General features: G+C 66.1%; 15 protein-coding genes. 5 read left to right on the forward strand and 10 right to left on the reverse strand.

All coding sequences use genetic code 11. The features are described from left to right. Positions 1 to 19 precede the first annotated feature (19 nt). From H3H55_RS25430 to H3H55_RS25450, 5 genes are all read right to left on the reverse strand, one after another. Positions 20 to 2,242: a GNVR domain-containing protein gene (locus tag H3H55_RS25430; RefSeq protein WP_193100707.1), complete on the reverse strand. Its 2,223-nt coding sequence runs from the start codon at positions 2,240 to 2,242 to the stop codon at positions 20 to 22. A 235-nt stretch (positions 2,243 to 2,477) separates the two neighbouring features. After that, entirely contained in the window at positions 2,478 to 3,050 is a 573-nt protein-coding gene (gene gmhB / locus H3H55_RS25435) for a D-glycero-beta-D-manno-heptose 1,7-bisphosphate 7-phosphatase (RefSeq protein ID WP_193100708.1), read from the reverse strand. Further along, positions 3,040 to 3,771: a nucleotidyltransferase family protein gene (locus H3H55_RS25440; RefSeq protein ID WP_226800364.1), complete on the reverse strand. Its 732-nt coding sequence runs from the start codon at positions 3,769 to 3,771 to the stop codon at positions 3,040 to 3,042. Before H3H55_RS25440 ends, gmhB begins: the two co-directional genes overlap by 11 nt. Further along, positions 3,768 to 4,349 (reverse strand): SIS domain-containing protein, encoded by a 582-nt coding sequence (locus H3H55_RS25445; protein WP_129517211.1) that lies wholly within the window; start codon positions 4,347 to 4,349, stop codon positions 3,768 to 3,770. Before H3H55_RS25445 ends, H3H55_RS25440 begins: the two co-directional genes overlap by 4 nt. Next, positions 4,346 to 5,392: a dehydrogenase gene (locus H3H55_RS25450; protein ID WP_193100710.1), complete on the reverse strand. Its 1,047-nt coding sequence runs from the start codon at positions 5,390 to 5,392 to the stop codon at positions 4,346 to 4,348. Before H3H55_RS25450 ends, H3H55_RS25445 begins: the two co-directional genes overlap by 4 nt. Before the next feature lie 245 nt (positions 5,393 to 5,637). Here H3H55_RS25450 and H3H55_RS25455 point away from each other — a divergent pair, with 245 nt between their 5' ends. The 3 genes from H3H55_RS25455 to H3H55_RS25465 all read left to right on the forward strand — a co-directional run bounded on the left by H3H55_RS25455 (position 5,638) and on the right by H3H55_RS25465 (position 9,908). After that, complete coding sequence (locus tag H3H55_RS25455; RefSeq protein ID WP_193100711.1) at positions 5,638 to 6,021, forward strand: hypothetical protein; 384 nt, start codon at positions 5,638 to 5,640, stop codon at positions 6,019 to 6,021. A 22-nt stretch (positions 6,022 to 6,043) separates the two neighbouring features. Further along, positions 6,044 to 7,222 (forward strand): polysaccharide biosynthesis/export family protein, encoded by a 1,179-nt coding sequence (locus H3H55_RS25460; protein ID WP_193100712.1) that lies wholly within the window; start codon positions 6,044 to 6,046, stop codon positions 7,220 to 7,222. 484 nt (positions 7,223 to 7,706) lie between these two features. Beyond that, a complete protein-coding gene (locus H3H55_RS25465) occupies positions 7,707 to 9,908 on the forward strand; it encodes a glycoside hydrolase family 3 C-terminal domain-containing protein (protein WP_193100713.1) in 2,202 nt (733 codons plus the stop codon). Between the two features lie 140 nt (positions 9,909 to 10,048). Here H3H55_RS25465 and H3H55_RS25470 read toward each other — a convergent pair whose 3' ends face one another. Next, positions 10,049 to 10,240, reverse strand: a complete 192-nt coding sequence (locus H3H55_RS25470) for a hypothetical protein (RefSeq protein WP_193100714.1) — start codon at positions 10,238 to 10,240, stop codon at positions 10,049 to 10,051. Beyond that, entirely contained in the window at positions 10,237 to 10,815 is a 579-nt protein-coding gene (locus H3H55_RS25475; protein ID WP_193100715.1) for a DUF4865 family protein, read from the reverse strand. Before H3H55_RS25475 ends, H3H55_RS25470 begins: the two co-directional genes overlap by 4 nt. Before the next feature lie 129 nt (positions 10,816 to 10,944). Between H3H55_RS25475 and H3H55_RS25480 the strand changes: the two genes are divergently transcribed. After that, positions 10,945 to 11,802, forward strand: a complete 858-nt coding sequence (locus H3H55_RS25480) for a LysR family transcriptional regulator (RefSeq protein WP_193100716.1) — start codon at positions 10,945 to 10,947, stop codon at positions 11,800 to 11,802. Positions 11,803 to 11,998: 196 nt separating this feature from the next. Continuing rightward, positions 11,999 to 12,586: an IMPACT family protein gene (locus H3H55_RS25485; protein WP_193100717.1), complete on the forward strand. Its 588-nt coding sequence runs from the start codon at positions 11,999 to 12,001 to the stop codon at positions 12,584 to 12,586. Between the two features lie 94 nt (positions 12,587 to 12,680). Here H3H55_RS25485 and ppk2 read toward each other — a convergent pair whose 3' ends face one another. The 3 genes from ppk2 to H3H55_RS25500 form a co-directional block, all read right to left on the reverse strand. Continuing rightward, positions 12,681 to 13,631 carry a polyphosphate kinase 2 gene (ppk2, locus tag H3H55_RS25490; protein WP_193100718.1) on the reverse strand — a complete coding sequence of 317 codons (951 nt, stop codon included), beginning with the start codon at positions 13,629 to 13,631 and terminating at the stop codon, positions 12,681 to 12,683. 87 nt (positions 13,632 to 13,718) lie between these two features. After that, entirely contained in the window at positions 13,719 to 15,104 is a 1,386-nt protein-coding gene (locus H3H55_RS25495) for an OmpW/AlkL family protein (RefSeq protein ID WP_193100719.1), read from the reverse strand. Positions 15,105 to 15,108: 4 nt separating this feature from the next. Then, positions 15,109 to 16,404, reverse strand: coding sequence for an HlyD family efflux transporter periplasmic adaptor subunit (locus tag H3H55_RS25500; protein ID WP_193100720.1), 1,296 nt, complete (start codon positions 16,402 to 16,404; stop codon positions 15,109 to 15,111). Between the last annotated feature and the right edge of the window lies 1 nt (position 16,405).

Raw genomic sequence — 16,405 nt, forward strand, 5'->3', positions numbered from 1 at the left:
GCGCTCCTCGCCTGCACGATCACGCGCGTGCCGCGGCGAAGCCGGCGCCGATTCGGCGAACGCCCTGCAACGGCGACGGCTCGAAACCGTTGAACACCAGCCCGTCGACGCGCACGCCGACCTTGCCCAGGCTCTCGAGCGCATCCGTCACGCCGGCCGAACTGGCCGAACCCTGGCGCGCCACCAGCAGCGTCATGTCGGAGATCCGCGACAACGCGGCGATATCGCCCACCGGCAGCGCCGACGGCGCATCCACGACGATCATGTCGTAGCGGCCCCGCAACGACGCGGCCAGCTTGTCGAGACGAGCGATGTTGAACAGGTTGCGCGTCGACGTGCCCTGCTTTCCGGCCGACAGCGCATCGAGGTGTTCGGTCGCGCGGGTGATCGCCTCCTCGGCCGGCAGCGAACCCTTCAGCACCTCGGACAGACCCTTCGTCGCGGTCACCGGAAAGTAGCGATGCAGCCCCGGCGCGCGCACGTTGGCGTCCACGATCACCGTCTTGAGCCCCCTCTCGGAGAACAGGTAGGCGAGATTGGCGGCAATCATCGACTTGCCCTGCGCGGGCGCCGCGGACGACACCAGCACGATCTTCGCGTCGCCGCCATACGCGGCCAGCCGGTGCCGCAACGTCAGCGCGAGGCTGTCCATCGCATCGGCCAGCGGCACGTCGGCCGGCTCTTTCGTCGCGATGAAGGCCGGCGTGCGGTGCGCATCCGCGTCCATCTGGCGTCGCGAATTCGGCAGGATGCCGAGCATCGGAATACCGAGCGCCGCTTCCAGGTCGTGCGGATCGCGAATGCGCCCGGACAGCAATGCACGGCCCTGCGCGGCCAGGAAGCCCAGCATCAGCCCGATCACGGCACCGGCCAGGATCGCGACCAGGCGCTTCGGCCGGACCGGCTTGTCGCTGACGACCGCCTTGTCGACGATCGACGCGTTGCCGACCGTCCCGGCTTCCGCGATCTGCAACTGCTGCGTGTTGTTCAGCAGCCCGACATAGAGCTGATTGTTGACCTCGACGTCGCGCGCCAGGCGCAAGTACGTCTGTTGTTGCGACGGCAGGCGCGCCGCCTTGTCCTTCAGCACGGCGGCCTGCTTGTCGAGTTCCTTCAGCTTGTTGGACGCCGCGACGACCTGCGGTTGCCCCGGAACGTATTTCGACAACAGGTCCTGGTATTCGAGCTTGGTCTCGAGCCGCGACTTGTCGACGAACGCGAGCTGTTCGACCAGCAGCCGGACGTCGCCCTGCGCGTCGATCGAACCCTGCTGATTGCGAAACGCGTTCAACGCCTGCTCGGCCTGTTGCAGCCGGGCCTTGACGATCGGCATTTGCGCGTTGAGGAACGTGAGGCTGCGCTCGGCATCGTCGGCGCGGCGTCGCGCGTTGAAGCTCAGGTAGGCCGCGGCGATCGCATTGAGCATGCGGGCGGCGAAGATCGGATCGGCATCCTCGAAACTCAGTTGCATGATGCCCGACTGCCGTTTCGTCTCGGTCACGCCCAGTTTCTTCAGGATCGCGTCAACGCGAACGTCGGTGGCCACGCGCCGCACGCGGAATTCCGCACCGGGGCGCGCGATGATCCGCGCCACGTCGACCTGATAACCGTTGCTCGCGCTCGGCACGCCGACCACCCCGTTCAGCACTTCCTGACCGTTACGGTCCTTCAGCTGAAACCGGTTGTCGTCGAGATAATCGAACTCCAGCGCCTTGCCGATCTGCGCGGACGGAACCTCGAACGTCCTGAATTCAAGACGCTCGCCGCCCCACGCCCACGACGACATCCCGAGCGGCGGCTCGGCGAGGCCATTCGCGTCCTTCGACAGGAACGCGCCGATGAGGCCGCCGACGAGCGGGAAGTGGTTCTCGACCGACACCTCGGCCTGGGCGGCCGTCGCGTTGATCGCTTCCATCACGACCGAGCGCGAGCGGACGATGTCGATTTCGCCGACCACGGCCGAATTCTGAATATCCAGCGCCTTGGAGATCGACGACAGCGAACCCAGCGCGCTGGCCTTGTTTTCCTCGATCTGGATCAGCGTGTCGGCCGAATACACCGGCGTTGCCGCGATCGCATAGACGATCGCCAGCAGCAGGCATGCCGCGACGACGGCTGCGAAAAGGCGCCCGTTGTCGAGCATGTTCTCCACCAAATCGATCGGCGACAACCGCGTCACATGCCGGGAAACAGGTTTCGTTTCGTTTTGGTGCCCGGTCAATGCAGGTCGGTCCATCTTCATGCTGAACTCCAGAATTGAAGAGCCGGCTGGCTTCGCCGCTTTACGCGCGTTGTTGTTCACATTCATTTCTTTGAAAATCCGGCTGAAAACCCTTCAGTGCCGACCGGGAATCCATCGCGCCGGAAACCTGAATTCCCCGGATGTTTCCGCTCGAATCGGCGCAACGGCCGGCAAGCCGTTATCGAGGCCTCGTTCATTTCATTCCGGTATGCGGCCGTCGACCCTGCCGCCACGCCTAAACACGCGCGGCTGCGATTCCGGTCTCTTCCAGCGCCGCGCCGATGTCGGACAGCCGCGTCACGACGTCGATGCCCGATTCGATTTCCGCGCGGCCGTGCCGGTCGCCGACGAACAGGAAACGACGCCCCACGCCGGCGCGCGCGCCGGCATCGAGATCGGATGGCTTGTCGCCGACCAGGATCGATGCGGACATATCGAGGCCGAGATCCCGCTGTGCGTCGTTCAGCATCCCGGGCTCCGGTTTCCTGCACGCGCATGCCTGCCGGTAGCGGCCCATACCGGCCACCGGGTGATGCGGGCAGAAATAGACGCGGTCGATTCTCGCGCCGCGCTCCTCGAAACTGCGGCGCATCCAGTTCATGAACGCGACGAACTGCGACTCCGAAAAATACCCGCGGCCGATCCCGGCCTGATTCGTCACGACAACCACCCGGTGGCCGGTCGCATTGGCCAGCCGCACGAGATCGAAGATGCCGTCGACGAACACGCAGTCCTGCTGCCGGTGGACGTACCCGTAGTCGACGTTGATCACGCCGTCGCGATCCAGAAAAAGGGCTTTACGCTTCACTGGTCCCGGTCTCCAGCATCAGCGGAATGACGGTTTGCGCACGCGCGTAATCCGCCGGCACCCCGATATCGATGAACTCCGTCACCTCGGGGAACACGCGGATGTCGAGCGCGGCGACCTGTTCGCCCAGGAAATCCTGTTCGAACGAGAATTTCGCCGGGAGATCGAAGCCGAGCAGCGTGCGCGCATTGACGACATACGTGCCCGCATTGATGTAGCCCTGTCCCGGACGCTTTTCGCGGAACGCCGCCAACCGGCGCGACGCCGCATCGAAATCGAGCGTGCCGTAGCGTGAAGCATCGTCGACCTGCGCCGCCGCCACGACGAGATCGGGGCCCGTCGCGCGATAAAACGCCGACAACGACCGCAGATCCAGATTCGACAACGTATCGCCGTTCATCACGATCATGTCGGGCGCGCCGTGGGCCTTCATCGCGTGAACGATCGCGCCGCCGGTGCCGAGCGGCTCGTCTTCCTCGATCACCGAAATCGCGAGCCCGAAGTCGCGGGACGTCACGAGTTCCTTGATCGGGCCGCTGCCGTAGCCAAGCGACAGCACCACGTCCGTCACGCCCTGCTGCAGGAGCCCTCTGAGCATCCAGCACAGAAACGGCTCGCCATCGATCGACGCGAGCGCCTTCGGCATCGTGTCGCCCAACACCGGGCGCAGCCGCGTGCCGAGGCCGCCCGCCAGGATCAGGCATGGCAACATCGCGCTCATCCGAAGATCCGCTCTTCGACGATGCCGCAAATGATGTGGCCGCACACGAGATGCCCTTCCTGGATCTTCGGGGTCGACGCGGACGGAATCTCGATGCTGATATCCGCACGCTGACGCATCTCGGCCGCACCGGGACCGTTGCCGGTGAACCCGACCGAAAACATGCCGGCCGCCTTCGCCACTTCCAGCGCACGGAGAATGTTCGGCGAACGCCCGGACGTCGAATAGGCCCAGAAGATGTCGCCGGGACGCCCTGTCGCCTGAATCTGGCGCTCGAACAGTTTCTCGTAGCCGTAGTCGTTGCCGATCGCGGTCATGACCGAGCTGTCCACGGTCAGTGCAAAGGCCGCGAGCCCCGGCCGGTCGAAGTTGAAACGGCTGACGAATTCGCCGGCGATATGCTGTGCATCCGCCGCGCTGCCGCCATTGCCCGCGAGCAGGATCTTGTTGCCCGTGCGCAGCGCCGCCGTCACCCGATCCGCTACCTGTTCGATCCGCGCCAGTTGCTCGCGGTCGGACACGAGCGCCGTCAAAACCGACAGCGTCTGGCGAATTTCGCTCTCTACTCCGATCGTCATTGATTCTTTCTCCACGACTGCGCGCCGATATCCGTGAACGTGCAGTTGAGCACCTGGCCGTTGATTCCTTTGTACGTATCCAGCGCACGCATCACGGCCGACCGTTCGACCGGATCGACGAAGAACATCATGAAACCGCCGCCGCCGGCGCCGGACACCTTGCCGGCCTTCGCGCCGGCGCGGACCGCGACCTTGTACAGGTCGTCGATCATCGAGTTCGAGATGTTTTTCGCCATCCGCTTCTTCGATTCCCATGCGTCACGCATCGACGCGGCGAACGCATCGAAATCGGCGCGCAGCACGGCCTCTTTCATCCGGATGGCTTCGTCCTTCACTTCGTGCAGCGCGGCCAGCGAATCGACGACGCCTTCCGTCACGTTGCTGCTCTGTTCCTTGATGATGTTGGCCGACTCGCGCGAGACGCCGGTGTAGTACAGCACCAGCGACGCCTCCATCTCGGCCTTGATTTCCTGCTTGATCCGCAACGGATTGACGATCACGCGATCGCCGTAGAACTCCATGAAGTTCAGCCCGCCGAAGGTCGCCGCGTACTGATCCTGCTTGCCGCCGGCCAGCCCGAGATCCTCTCGTTCGATGTCGTGCGCGAGGTGTGCGATGTCGTATTCGCCGAGCGGCAACGACAGCAGTTCGCAGAACGCCCTGACCAGCGCGACGACGATCGTCGACGACGATCCGAGCCCCGATCCCGGCGGTGCTTCGGAGCACGTCGTGATCGTGACGGCCAACGGGTGGCCGCCATGAAAATCCCGGACGATCCGGTTGTAGACGCCGACGTGCAACCCGAGCCCGTTCTGTACCTCGAGCACCGGCGCCACAGAGCCGATCCAGCGCGTGTCGGTATCGGCCGCCACCAGTTCGACCTTCGCGTCGTCGCGCGGCGCGATCGATGCATACGCGAATTTTTCGATCGTCACATTGAGCGCCAGACCGCCGAACCGGTCCGAATAAGGCGGCACATCCGTTCCGCCGCCGCCCAAACCCAACCGCAAAGGAGCCCTCGAACGGGCAATGAAGCGTGTCATGAAATTTCTCGCAGGCAATGAGTCGGAAGCCGGCGCGATGCCGTGCCCGACCCGCACATTCGTCGTTCATGCCGGGCCGCTCGCCTGACGCATCGCGCCGGGCACCGGTGCCGGAACACGAATGCGCATGACCAGGAAGCTGCTGCCTTGCCGCCGGGAATGCGCGACCATGTTCGTTGGCGCAACTATGCGATAGATGCGCAACACGCTGCGTGCGATGGCTTACATTAAGCCGTCTCCGCGAAATGGAAGCGGCCAACCTGCGTTACGCTCTGTTCGCGATCGGCAATCGCGACGTGCGAATCGGCATCGAAATCGCCGCCACGTCCCCGGCCGGGCATGCAAACGTCAATCCGTCATTGCCAATTTTTGACAATCGATTCCGGAAGCGACGTCGCCATGAAGAACGGATCGATTGCCGTGGATTTGAATGCCATCAAGGAGCGTCACGACGATGTGAAGAGCGAATCGGGCTCGCGACCGCCGGCCCGAATTCGATCCGGATACCGTATCAAATGAACGGCCGCCGAAGCGTTGCGGCGACGACTGCGCCGGGTAGTCGTTGTTTCGCAATTTGCAGGCAAGCAGCCCGATACGCCGACATCGACGTGACGACCCGAATTTCCTGATTCAACGATGCTGGATAAAAAAATGAACAACGATCGACCGTTCGATGCCGTGACGCCGGATCACCATCGCACTGCCATGCGCCGCGTGTGCACGGCCCTCTCCTTCGCGACCGTCGCGATGCTTTCCGCCTGCACGTTGGTGCCGGGGCAGCACATGAGCTCGACCGCGTTGCCGGTCACGACCGCCGACAACGGCGACGTGACCAGCGACATGCAGGTGCCGGTCAAGCAGATCGACCTGACGCAGATCGAGCGGATCCGGGCCGAACAGAAAAGCGCGCCCGCCACGTCCCTCCCGGCGAACTTGTTCGCGAAGCCGGACATCTACCGGATCGGCGCCGGCGACGTGCTGCAGATCACGGTATGGGATCACCCGGAATTCGCCACGGCCGCGGGGCAACCGGTGCAGAACACGAAGGCTGCCGACGCCGCGCCCGGTTTCGTCGTCGACAACAACGGCAACGTGCAGTTTCCGTACGTCCCGCGCCCGATCCGCGCGGTCGGGAAAACCGCCGCACAGATTCAGCGCGAGGTCACGACCGAACTCAGCAAGGTATTCGTCAAGCCGCAGGTCACCGTTCGCGTGGCGTCGTTCCGCGCCACGCAGGTCTATATCGACGGCGAGGTGCGCAACCCGGGCGCACAGGCGATCAACGACATTCCGATGACGCTGATCGAAGCCGTCAGTCGCGCGGGCGGCTTTGCGCCGACCGCGGATCAAAGCCGCGTCACGATCACCCGCAATGGCACGATCTATCCGCTGAACGTCGCGCGGATGATGAAGACGGGGAAGAATCCGGCCGACATCATGCTGAAGCCCGGCGACATGCTGCATGTCGGCGCGCGCGACGACAATCCCGTGTACGTGATGGGCGAAGTGGTCAGGCCGCAAGCCGTTGCACCGCTGCGCGATGGTTCGCTCACGCTGAGCGAGGCGCTCACGCAGGCCGGCCAGCTCAACCAGCAGACCTCGAATGCGAAGCAGGTGTTCGTGCTGCGCAAGGACGCGGACAGCGCGCCCGTCATCTATCACCTCGACATGGAGTCGCCGGTTTCGATGCTGCTCGCGAACCAGTTCCCGCTGGCGTCGAAGGACATCGTCTATGTCGACAACACCGGGCTCGTCCGCGCGAGCCGCGTGCTGAACCTGCTGTTGCCGGCGATCAGCGCGGGCTTGACCGGCGCACTCGTCACCAAGTAACGCTCCACATGCCGGCCGAGTCGCGCGGGTCTCCGCGCACCCGGCCCGGTTCGATGCGCACGCAACGAGCCGCACCGCCTTCATCGGCGCAATCCCCGCGCAAACGCCCGTCCGCAGGTACTTCTTACTCCGCACTGCCGCCGCAATCGGGAACGATGACCGTCTTTTCATCGCGTCTCGCGGCCGTGTCGAATAAAGATCGTACGTATCGGTAGAAACACCGATGCTGTAGTCAAACTACATTCATACCATTAGTCGCTGCAGAGAATCGCTACATCCGATTCGGCAGCGTCGGGCGGCCTGTGCGTCGCCGCCCGCGTTGACCGGTCGAGCCCAACCGGCCGTAACGATTCCCCGCCTGGCCTGGCATGCCGACGCGCAACCACCCTGCATCGCCAGCCGAATACGTCCGGTGCGAATCCACCGGACGTGCGCAGCTCCAGACATCATTCGAACAACCGGCAATACGATCATGGAGAGCAACATGCGGGACACACTCTGGCCGGCCGTCGTGCTGGCAGCGACCCTCTGCACCAATGCCTACGCAAGCAACGCCGATTTCAACTCGCAGGGCGACGCCACCGATGCGTTCGCGTCGGCCGCCGCGCAACAGCGCGCCGACCGGCTCGTGCGCAAGATGACGCTCGACGAGAAACTGCAGTTCATTCATTCGCAATACGAAATGTCCAAGGTGCCGGGCGGTGGCGCCGGCTACATCCAGGGCGTGCCGCGGCTCGGTATTCCCGATCTCAACATGGTCGACTCGGCGACCGGTTCCGGCAGCACGTCGCAGGCCAGCACGACGTTCCCCGCGACGATCGCCGTCGCCGCGAGCTGGGATCGCCGCCTGTCGTACGACTACGGCAAGCAGGTCGCGATCCAGTTGCGCGCGCAAGGGTTCGGCATGGGCCTCGGCGGCGGCACCAATCTCGCACGCGAGCCGCGTGGCGGCCGCCTGTTCGAGTATCTCGGCGAGGATCCGCTGCTCGCCGGCGACCTGCTCGCCGAACGCACGCTCGCCACGCAACGGCAGAAAGTCATCGCGACCATCAAGCACTACGCCGGCAACGAACAGGAGCACGGCCGGATGGGCGGCAATACGCAGATCGACGAACGCACGCTGCGCGAGCTGTACCTGCTGCCGTTCGAGATCGCCGCGAAGCGCGGGCGGCCCGGCAGCGTGATGTGCAGCTACAACCGCCTGAACGGCGCGTATGCGTGCGAGAACAACCATCTGCTGAACGACGTGCTGAAGAACGAATGGGGCTTCCAGGGCCAGGTGCAGTCCGACTGGGGCGCCACGCACAGCACCGCCGCGGCGATCAACGCGGGGCTCGACGAGGAAGAGGACGTCGGGACGACCGTGTACCTGACACCGACGGCCGTCAAGCAGGCGATTGCGAACGGCTCGGTATCGACTTCGCGCCTCGACGACATGGTGCGCCGCAAGCTCGCCGTGATGATCCGCGTCGGCGTGATGGACGATCCGGCCAAGGGCGGCAGCACGATCGATTTCGCGGCCGCGAACGGGTTCGCGCAGGCGGCCTCCGAGCAGTCGATCGTACTGCTGAAGAACGACGCCAACCAGTTGCCGCTGGCCGCGTCCGCACTGTCGCGTATCGCCGTGATCGGCGGCCATGCGGATGCGGCCGTACTGTCCGGCGGCGGCTCCGGCAACACGCGCGACCCGGTGTCGGGTTCGTTCGCGGGCTGCGGCGGCCTGACGTTCGGATCGTCGACGGGGTGCAGCTGGTGGCGCAATCCTTGGCTGAAGGTCGATGTGCCGATCGTCGCGGCGATCCGCGCGCTCGCGCCGGCGGCGCAGGTCACGTATGCGGGCAACAGCGACCAGCAGTCGCCGTTCCGCGCGTACACGCAGCAGGAGATCGACCAGGCCGCGGCGCTCGCGGGCCGCTCGGATGTCGCGATCGTCGTGGTCGCGCAGCCTGCCGGCGAGGATTTCGGCGACCTGCAGAGCCTGAGCCTCGCGAACCCGTCGAACCAGGATGCGCTCGTCGAAGCCGTCGCACGCGCGAATCCGCATACGATCGTCGTCGTCCAGAGCGGCAATCCGGTGCTGATGCCGTGGAAGGACCAGGTGTCCGCGATCGTCGAGGCGTGGTATCCGGGCGAAGCCGGCGGCAAGGCGATCGCCAACGTGCTGTTCGGTGCCGTCAATCCGTCCGGCAAGCTGCCCGTCACGTTCCCGGCGCGCGATCAGGATTCGCCGACCTGGGGGCAAAACGGCGCGTTCGACACCGATCCCGTCTACGCGGAGAAGCTGAACATGGGCTATCGCTGGTATGACGCGCGCAACATCAAGCCGATGTTCGAATTCGGCTACGGGCTGTCGTATACGCACTTCGCGTATTCGGGGCTGTCGGTGTCGCGGCAATGGGACGGCTCGCTGAGCGTTGCGTTCACCGTGCGCAACGACGGGCGTGTCGCCGGCGCGGAAACGCCGCAGGTCTATCTCGGCGTGCCGTACAAGGACGAGCCGCCGAAGCGGCTGGTCGGCTGGGAGAAGATCCGGCTGAATCCGGGCGAGGCGCGGCATGTGCGCGTCACCGTGTCGCCGCGGATGCAGAGCGTGTGGGATACGTCGCGCAACGGCTGGCGGTTCGTGTCGGGCGGGACGGTGTATGTCGGGGCGTCGTCGCGCGATATCCGGTTGCAGGGTAACTGAGCGTGACGTGAAACGGCCGGAGGCGCCGCACGTATCGGGTGCGGCACCTCCGGCCCTCTGATGGCACGACGGCCGCATCGCATCTCGTGCCATCGGCTTGTGCTGCTGCGTCAGCGGGCTTGCCCGCCCGCTGACGACCTTTACCGCAACATCAGCGCGAACACCGTCGTCAGCACGGCGATCGCCGCTATCGCCGCTGTTATGCCCGCCAGATGCGCGGCAACCGCCAGGCCGGCGGGCAATCGCGTCGATGGTGCACCGCCCGCGCTGCCGGACCATCGGCAGCGCGCCGCCGGCCGGACCCGCGCGCGCGACGCGAGCCCGGCCATCACGCGCCGCTCCCTTCCAGCGTGTCGAGCAACGGCCTGGCCAGATGCATGACCTGATACACGGTGCCCGCGCCACTGTCGTCCGGCTCGTGTTCCGATACGCGTATCCGCGTCAGCCGCCAGCGTTGCGGATCGAGGCTGACGGCCGCCGCGACCACGCCCTGCCGTGCGGCCGCTTCACGATTGCGCGCGACCTCCGTTGCAAGCGTCGCGTCGAGATCGGCATCCGCCGGAATATCCACGGTTTCCAGACGGGCGAAACGCGCCGTCGCCGCGCTGCCCTTGCGCGCATCGAGCGCGACCTGCACGTCGATCGGCGCGCGTCCGAAGCTGTCCGTCACGACCCGATAGCGGCCGTCCGTCACGAACTCCACAAACGCGCGGTCGTTGCGCCACAGGTAGAACGACGCATAGCCGTTTTCCGTCGCGCCGTAGCGGCCGGCCTCGCGCAGCAGGAACCCCTTGAACAGCAGCTCCGGCGTGTCGTCCCACAGCTTGCCGCGCTCGCGGACGCGATTGCGGACGATGTCGAGGTCGTAGTCCGCCGGCAGGCGGTGCACGTAGTACGCGGTCAGCATGGTCGACTCCTGGCGAAAGAAACGGGGAGATTTCGGACGGCTTGAAAACAGCGTAGAAGACCTTGAATCATTTGAAAAGACGATGGCAGAATATTTCAATGATTCAATTCTGAAATGGATGAGTGCGCGATGAAAACGCTCGACATCGAAGCCGTGCAGGCGTTCGTGCTGACCGCCGACCTCAAGAGCTTCACGCGGGCCGCCGAGGCGCTGGACACGACGCAGTCCGCGGTGAGCCTGAAGATCAAGCGGCTCGAGGACGGGCTCGGCCGCCGCCTGCTGGAGCGCACGCCGCGGCAGGTCCGCCTGTCGGCCGACGGCACCGCGTTTCTGGAACCGGCGCGCGAACTGGTGGCCGCTCACCAGGGGGCGGTCGGCGCATTCGGCATCGGCCAGCGGCGGCTGGTGATCGGCGTGAGCCACCATGTCGTCGGCGCCGATCTGCCGATGCTGCTGCGGCGCATGAGCGAGGCGGAGCCGGGGCTCGTGCTGGAGATCCGGGTCGCCGCGTCGCGAGACGTGCTCGATGCGTTCGACCGCGGGCAGCTCGACGCCGCCGTCGCGCTGCAGCACGACAGCCGGCGGCTCGACGGCGAAACCATCCTGTCGGAGTCGTTCGGCTGGATGGCGGCGGCCGATTTCGAGTACCATCCGCCGCAACCGCTGCGGCTCGCGACGCAGGCCGAACCCTGCAGCGTGCGCCGCATGGCGGTCGGCGCGCTCGACGAAGCCGGCGTCGCATGGACGGAAGTCTTCGTCGGCGGCGGCGTGGCGACGATCGGCGCGGCGGTGTCCGCGGGGCTGGCCGTCGCGGCGCTCGGGCATCGCGTGGCACCCGCCGGGACGGTCGACGTCGGCGCGCAATATGGATTGCCGCCGTTGCCGACGCGCGAGGTGGTGCTCTACTCGAGCCAGACCGATGCGCGGGCACGGCAGGCGCTGCGTACGCTGGGCGCGGCACTGCGGTCGTCGGTCGGTGTGCGGTGACGGCGCGCACGGCATCGACGAGCCGGCATGCGCGCCGGATGCCGAACGAAGACGCGTTCGCGGGACGTTTCGCCGCCCTCTCGCGTCGCACGCGGTATGCTTCGGCACGCGCCGTGCATCCGCCGCGGCCGAGACAGACAACACCCGGAATACCGGCAGGCGACGGCATCGATCGCGCCTGCCCCTGACGATCAACGTGACCTACACCCTATCCGCTCCCCGCACGACCGAACTCGAGATCCGCAAGAGCCGCTTCATCGCGTTCGCGATTCCCGTCGACGACCGCGACACCGCGATGCAGGTGCTGCAGCGCCTGCGCAACGAGCATCCGGCGGCCACCCACGTGTGCTGGGCGCTGCTGGCGGGCGGCCAGTCGGGCATGTCGGATGACGGCGAGCCGTCCGGCACAGCGGGCCGGCCGATCCTCGAAGTGCTGCGCCATCACGATCTCGACGGCGTGCTGGGCGCGGTCGTGCGTTACTACGGCGGCGTGAAGCTCGGTGCGGGCGGGCTGGTGCGGGCCTATACGGATGCGATCGCGTCGGCGCTGCTCGACGCCGAGCGCGTCGAACGCATCCGCCAGACGCGGCTCGCGATCGAGGTCGGCTACCCCGAGGAGGCGCGTGTGCGCCGCTGGGTCGAACAGGCCGGGTATGAACTGGTGGACAGCGCGTACGGGATGACGGTGAAGCTCGTGATCAAGCTGCCGGAGACCGCCGAGGCGAATGCGAGAACCGAACTGTTCGACCTGACGCAGGGGCGATCGGGGTTCCCGGCGCTGTGAAGCACGGGTAAAGCCTCTCCCCTTCACCGCCCTGCCGATCGCGAGCCGGCAAGCGCGCCGCCCATGCGACGCGCACACCGGATGAATGCCGGCGTCAGTACGTATCCGGCACGATCATGTTGTCCGGCACCGGACGACGACTGTAATCCTCGTGATGCTCGCGCTGCGGCAGATCGATCGTCGGGCGCGGCACGTCGTGATACGGCACCTGGCCCAGCAGATGGTGGATGCAGTTCAGCCGCGCGCGCTTCTTGTCGACGGCCTGCACGACCCACCACGGCGCCTCGGGAATATGCGTCCGCGCCAGCATCTCTTCCTTCGCGACCGTATACGCTTCCCAGCGGCGGCGGCTCTCGAGGTCCATCGGGCTCAGCTTCCACTGCTTGAGCGGATCCTCGATCCGGCTCTGGAAGCGCGCCTCCTGTTCATGATCCGTGATCGAGAACCAGTACTTGACGATCTGGATGCCGCTGCGCACCAGCATTTTCTCGAACTCCGGCGCGGACCGGAAAAACTCCTCGTACTCGTCGTCGGTACAGAAATTCATCACGCGCTCGACGCCCGCGCGGTTGTACCAGCTCCGGTCGAACAGCACGATCTCGCCGCCGGCCGGCAGATGCGCGACATAGCGCTGGAAGTACCATTGCGTGCGCTCGCGGTTATTTGGCGCCGGCAACGCGGCCACCCGGCACACGCGCGGGTTCAGGCGCTGCGTGATGCGCTTGATCGCGCCGCCCTTGCCTGCCGCGTCGCGCCCCTCGAAGATCACGACGAGCCGGTGCCCGGTGTTCACGACCCAGTCCTGCAGCTTCACGAGCTCGCCCTGCAGCCGGAACAGTTCGCGGAAATACTGCTTGCGCGCCTCGCGACGCTCCTGCGAGAACAGCAGGTCGTCGCTGTCGTCGAAACGGCGGTCGTCGAGCTCCATCTCGAGCTCTTCGTCATAAGCATCGACCAGGTCTTCCTCGAAGCGACGCTGACGCGTCTCCAGCGATGCCATATCGGTGAGGTTGTCGGTCTCGGTGCGGGTATCGTTTTCGCCCATGGGGCCTCCTTCCATCATTGACGCAGCCAAACTCGGCCATTATCTCAGTGTCACGCGTCAAAATCATGAAAACGGCCGGTTGCCCCCTCAGAATCGGAACGAGAACAGCACGCTGGCCAGCACGGGGTTCGCCGAAATGTCGAACGTGTTCGATGCGAGCTGCCGGTTCGGCTGGTCGATGTCCAGCGTAATCTTCGTACGTAACGGGACATACGTGACCATGCCGGTCACCCAGAAGCGGCGCGTGATCTGGTAGCTCGCGCCGACGGTGAAAACCGGCTCCCAGACGCTCTTCACCTTGGCCGACACATTGGTCTTGCCGGACAGCAGCAGGTCGCCGCCGGCATCCCAGATCCGCTGGAACAACGCGGGATCGAGCAGCAGCGACTGCAGGCTGCCGATGTCCGCGCCCGCCGCGAGCAACCCGCCGAGCGATGCGAGCTTGCGCTGGAACACCGGGTTCAGGTTCGTGTTCGTGAAACGCGTATAGCTGATGCCGATGCCCGCGAACGGACGGAAACGATCGTCGCGCTCGCCGAGGTAGTGCTTGAACACGACGGACCCGAGCCACGCGCGCGTGGTCGCGAGCGGGTTGCTCTGCGTATTCGCGAGATCGATCAGCGGCAGGCGCCCCTGGACGCCGGAAAAAATCCGGTCGAGCGGCAACCCGATGCTGCCGTGCCCGCGCAGCGTCAGCACCGGCGGAATGCCGCCGCCGACTTCGGCCGCCCAGTTCTCGGAGAAAAAGTGAGTGAACGTGAACGCCAGCGTGTTCGTATTGCTGAGCGACAGGCTGGAGCCCTGGTTCTCGAAGCTGTTCAGCCCGAGCGCATCGGTGTGCGTCGTCACGGGCGTCGATCGGCCGGTCGTCGCGATGAAGTGCCAGCCGAGGCCGACCATGTTGTGGTCGTCGCCCATCAGTTGCTCCAGCAACGGCGGCGCCTGCGCGGCCGGCAGATCGGGCAGGCGCGACGGATCGACCGGATGCAGTTCGTACGGCATCCGGTCGGCGTGCACCACGCCGCCGGCCGGTACGTTATCCGCCGTTGCATCTTGCGTCGCGGCCGGATTGCAGCCGCCGGCCGAGCCGTTGCCATCGAAGCCGATACCGTCCGCGCCATCGTCGCGCGCTGCCGCGCATGCGCGCCCCGCTCCGCCGGCACGCTGCCCGAGCGTGATCTTGCGGGCCGTCAGCGGAACGTCAGGCTGCGGCACCTCCGCCGAACCGTCGCGCCCGCCGCGCGCCGGCCCGGCCTCGGTCGCCCAGGCGCTCGCATCGAACCCGTCCGCATCGCCGCCCGGCCAGAAGCCGATCCCGTCGGCGCCGGCCTGCCAGCGGGCCTGCGTGTCGCCGTCCGGTTGCGGCGCGCCGTGTGCGGCGGCCGCGCATGCGAACAGCGTGGCGCCGAGCCAGCGCGACAGCGGACGCACGGATCCCGGCCGCGCGCGGCGGCATTCGTCGCGACGCGTCATCGGCTCAGGCCGGCACGCCGAACAGGCGCTGGCGAATCCGGTACAGCGGCTCGAACAGCCATTCGAGCAGGCTGCGCCGTTCGAGCACGATGTCGGCCTTCAGCATCATCCCGGCCCGCAGCGACAGCGGCCGCCCGTCGAACGACGGCGTGCGGTCGGCCAGTTCGACCCAGGTCTTGAAGTAGGTCTGCGGCGCAGCCGAATCGCCCGGCAGGTTCAGTTCCTTCGCCGAGAACGCGACGGGCGAGATCGACAGCACCTTGCCGCGATACGTGCCGAACTTCTCGACCGGATAACTTGCGTACGCAACCTTCACCTCCTGCCCCTTCTTCACGAAGCCGGCCTTCGACGACGGAATGTAGACCTCGGCGATCAGCCCGTCGGCCTTCGCGGGCAGGATCTCGACGACACGCGTGCCCGGCGGGTCGATCACGCCGCCCTGCACGACGTCGAGTCGCACGATCTGCCCGTCGGCCGGCGCGTACAACACCTGGTTCACGTTCTCGTCGATGTTGTATTCCTTCGCGTTCAGCTCCTCCTGCTTGATCTTCAGTTCCGCGTTCGCACCGTCGTACTTGCTCTGCATCGTGTCGAGGTCGCCGCGCAGCTTCATCGCGTTCTTCGCGAGCTCGGCGCGGCGCAGCAGCAGGTCCTGGTACGCCTGGCCGGCCTGTAGGTACTGCGTGTTGACCTGGTTGTACTGTTCGAGCGTCACGACCTGTTCGTCGAGCAGCTGCTTCACGCGCGCACGCCGTTCGCCGTACTCGTCGACGATGCGCTTCTGGTCCTGGATCTGCCGGTCGATCAGCCCGCGGCTCTCGCCCTGCGCGGCGATCTGCTGGTTGGTCTGCTGCACCGACGACCGGTATTCGAGGCGCGCGGCGTCGATCTGCTGCGTCACCTCGACGCGCTGCCGGTCGAGTGCGGCGCGCATCCCCTGCACGTTGTTCCCCTGGCTGACGAAGCTCGTGTCGCGCGTCACCGCCAGCAGCCGCTGGCCGGCCTTCACCTGCTGGTCCTTGCCGACGTAGATGTCGCGCACGGCCCAGCCCGGCGGCGCACTGACGCCGATCAACCCCGAGCGCGGCGTCAGCATCCCCGACACGCTCTCGGTATTCGCGTAGCTCAGTTCGACGAGCGCGGTCACGAACATCGCGAACATCGCCAGCGACAGGTAGCAGAAGAACCGCATCGATACCGGCACGTCGACGACGCCGTGGATCACGGTGCCGAAAGTCGTGCCACGCGCGAGCTTGCGCGACGGCTTCTGTTCTCGGAGAGCGGAGTTCCAGGTCGGCATG

Origin of the sequence: Burkholderia sp. Z1 (genome assembly GCF_014893795.1) — a bacterium.
Classification (GTDB): domain Bacteria; phylum Pseudomonadota; class Gammaproteobacteria; order Burkholderiales; family Burkholderiaceae; genus Burkholderia; species Burkholderia theae.

Bases quoted from the DNA above. Each gene is read 5' to 3' on its own strand.
- H3H55_RS25450 (WP_193100710.1), bottom strand. From the start codon at position 5,392: ATGACACGCTTCATTGCCCGTTCGAGGGCTCCTTTGCGGTTGGGTTTG.
- H3H55_RS25445 (WP_129517211.1), bottom strand. From the start codon at position 4,349: ATGACGATCGGAGTAGAGAGCGAAATTCGCCAGACGCTGTCGGTTTTG.
- H3H55_RS25475 (WP_193100715.1), bottom strand. From the start codon at position 10,815: ATGCTGACCGCGTACTACGTGCACCGCCTGCCGGCGGACTACGACCTC.
- H3H55_RS25500 (WP_193100720.1), bottom strand. From the start codon at position 16,404: ATGCCGACCTGGAACTCCGCTCTCCGAGAACAGAAGCCGTCGCGCAAG.
- H3H55_RS25480 (WP_193100716.1), top strand. From the start codon at position 10,945: ATGAAAACGCTCGACATCGAAGCCGTGCAGGCGTTCGTGCTGACCGCC.
- H3H55_RS25430 (WP_193100707.1), bottom strand. From the start codon at position 2,242: ATGAAGATGGACCGACCTGCATTGACCGGGCACCAAAACGAAACGAAA.
- H3H55_RS25460 (WP_193100712.1), top strand. From the start codon at position 6,044: ATGAACAACGATCGACCGTTCGATGCCGTGACGCCGGATCACCATCGC.
- H3H55_RS25465 (WP_193100713.1), top strand. From the start codon at position 7,707: ATGCGGGACACACTCTGGCCGGCCGTCGTGCTGGCAGCGACCCTCTGC.
- H3H55_RS25495 (WP_193100719.1), bottom strand. From the start codon at position 15,104: ATGACGCGTCGCGACGAATGCCGCCGCGCGCGGCCGGGATCCGTGCGT.
- H3H55_RS25440 (WP_226800364.1), bottom strand. From the start codon at position 3,771: ATGAGCGCGATGTTGCCATGCCTGATCCTGGCGGGCGGCCTCGGCACG.
- H3H55_RS25455 (WP_193100711.1), top strand. From the start codon at position 5,638: ATGGAAGCGGCCAACCTGCGTTACGCTCTGTTCGCGATCGGCAATCGC.
- ppk2 (WP_193100718.1), bottom strand. From the start codon at position 13,631: ATGGGCGAAAACGATACCCGCACCGAGACCGACAACCTCACCGATATG.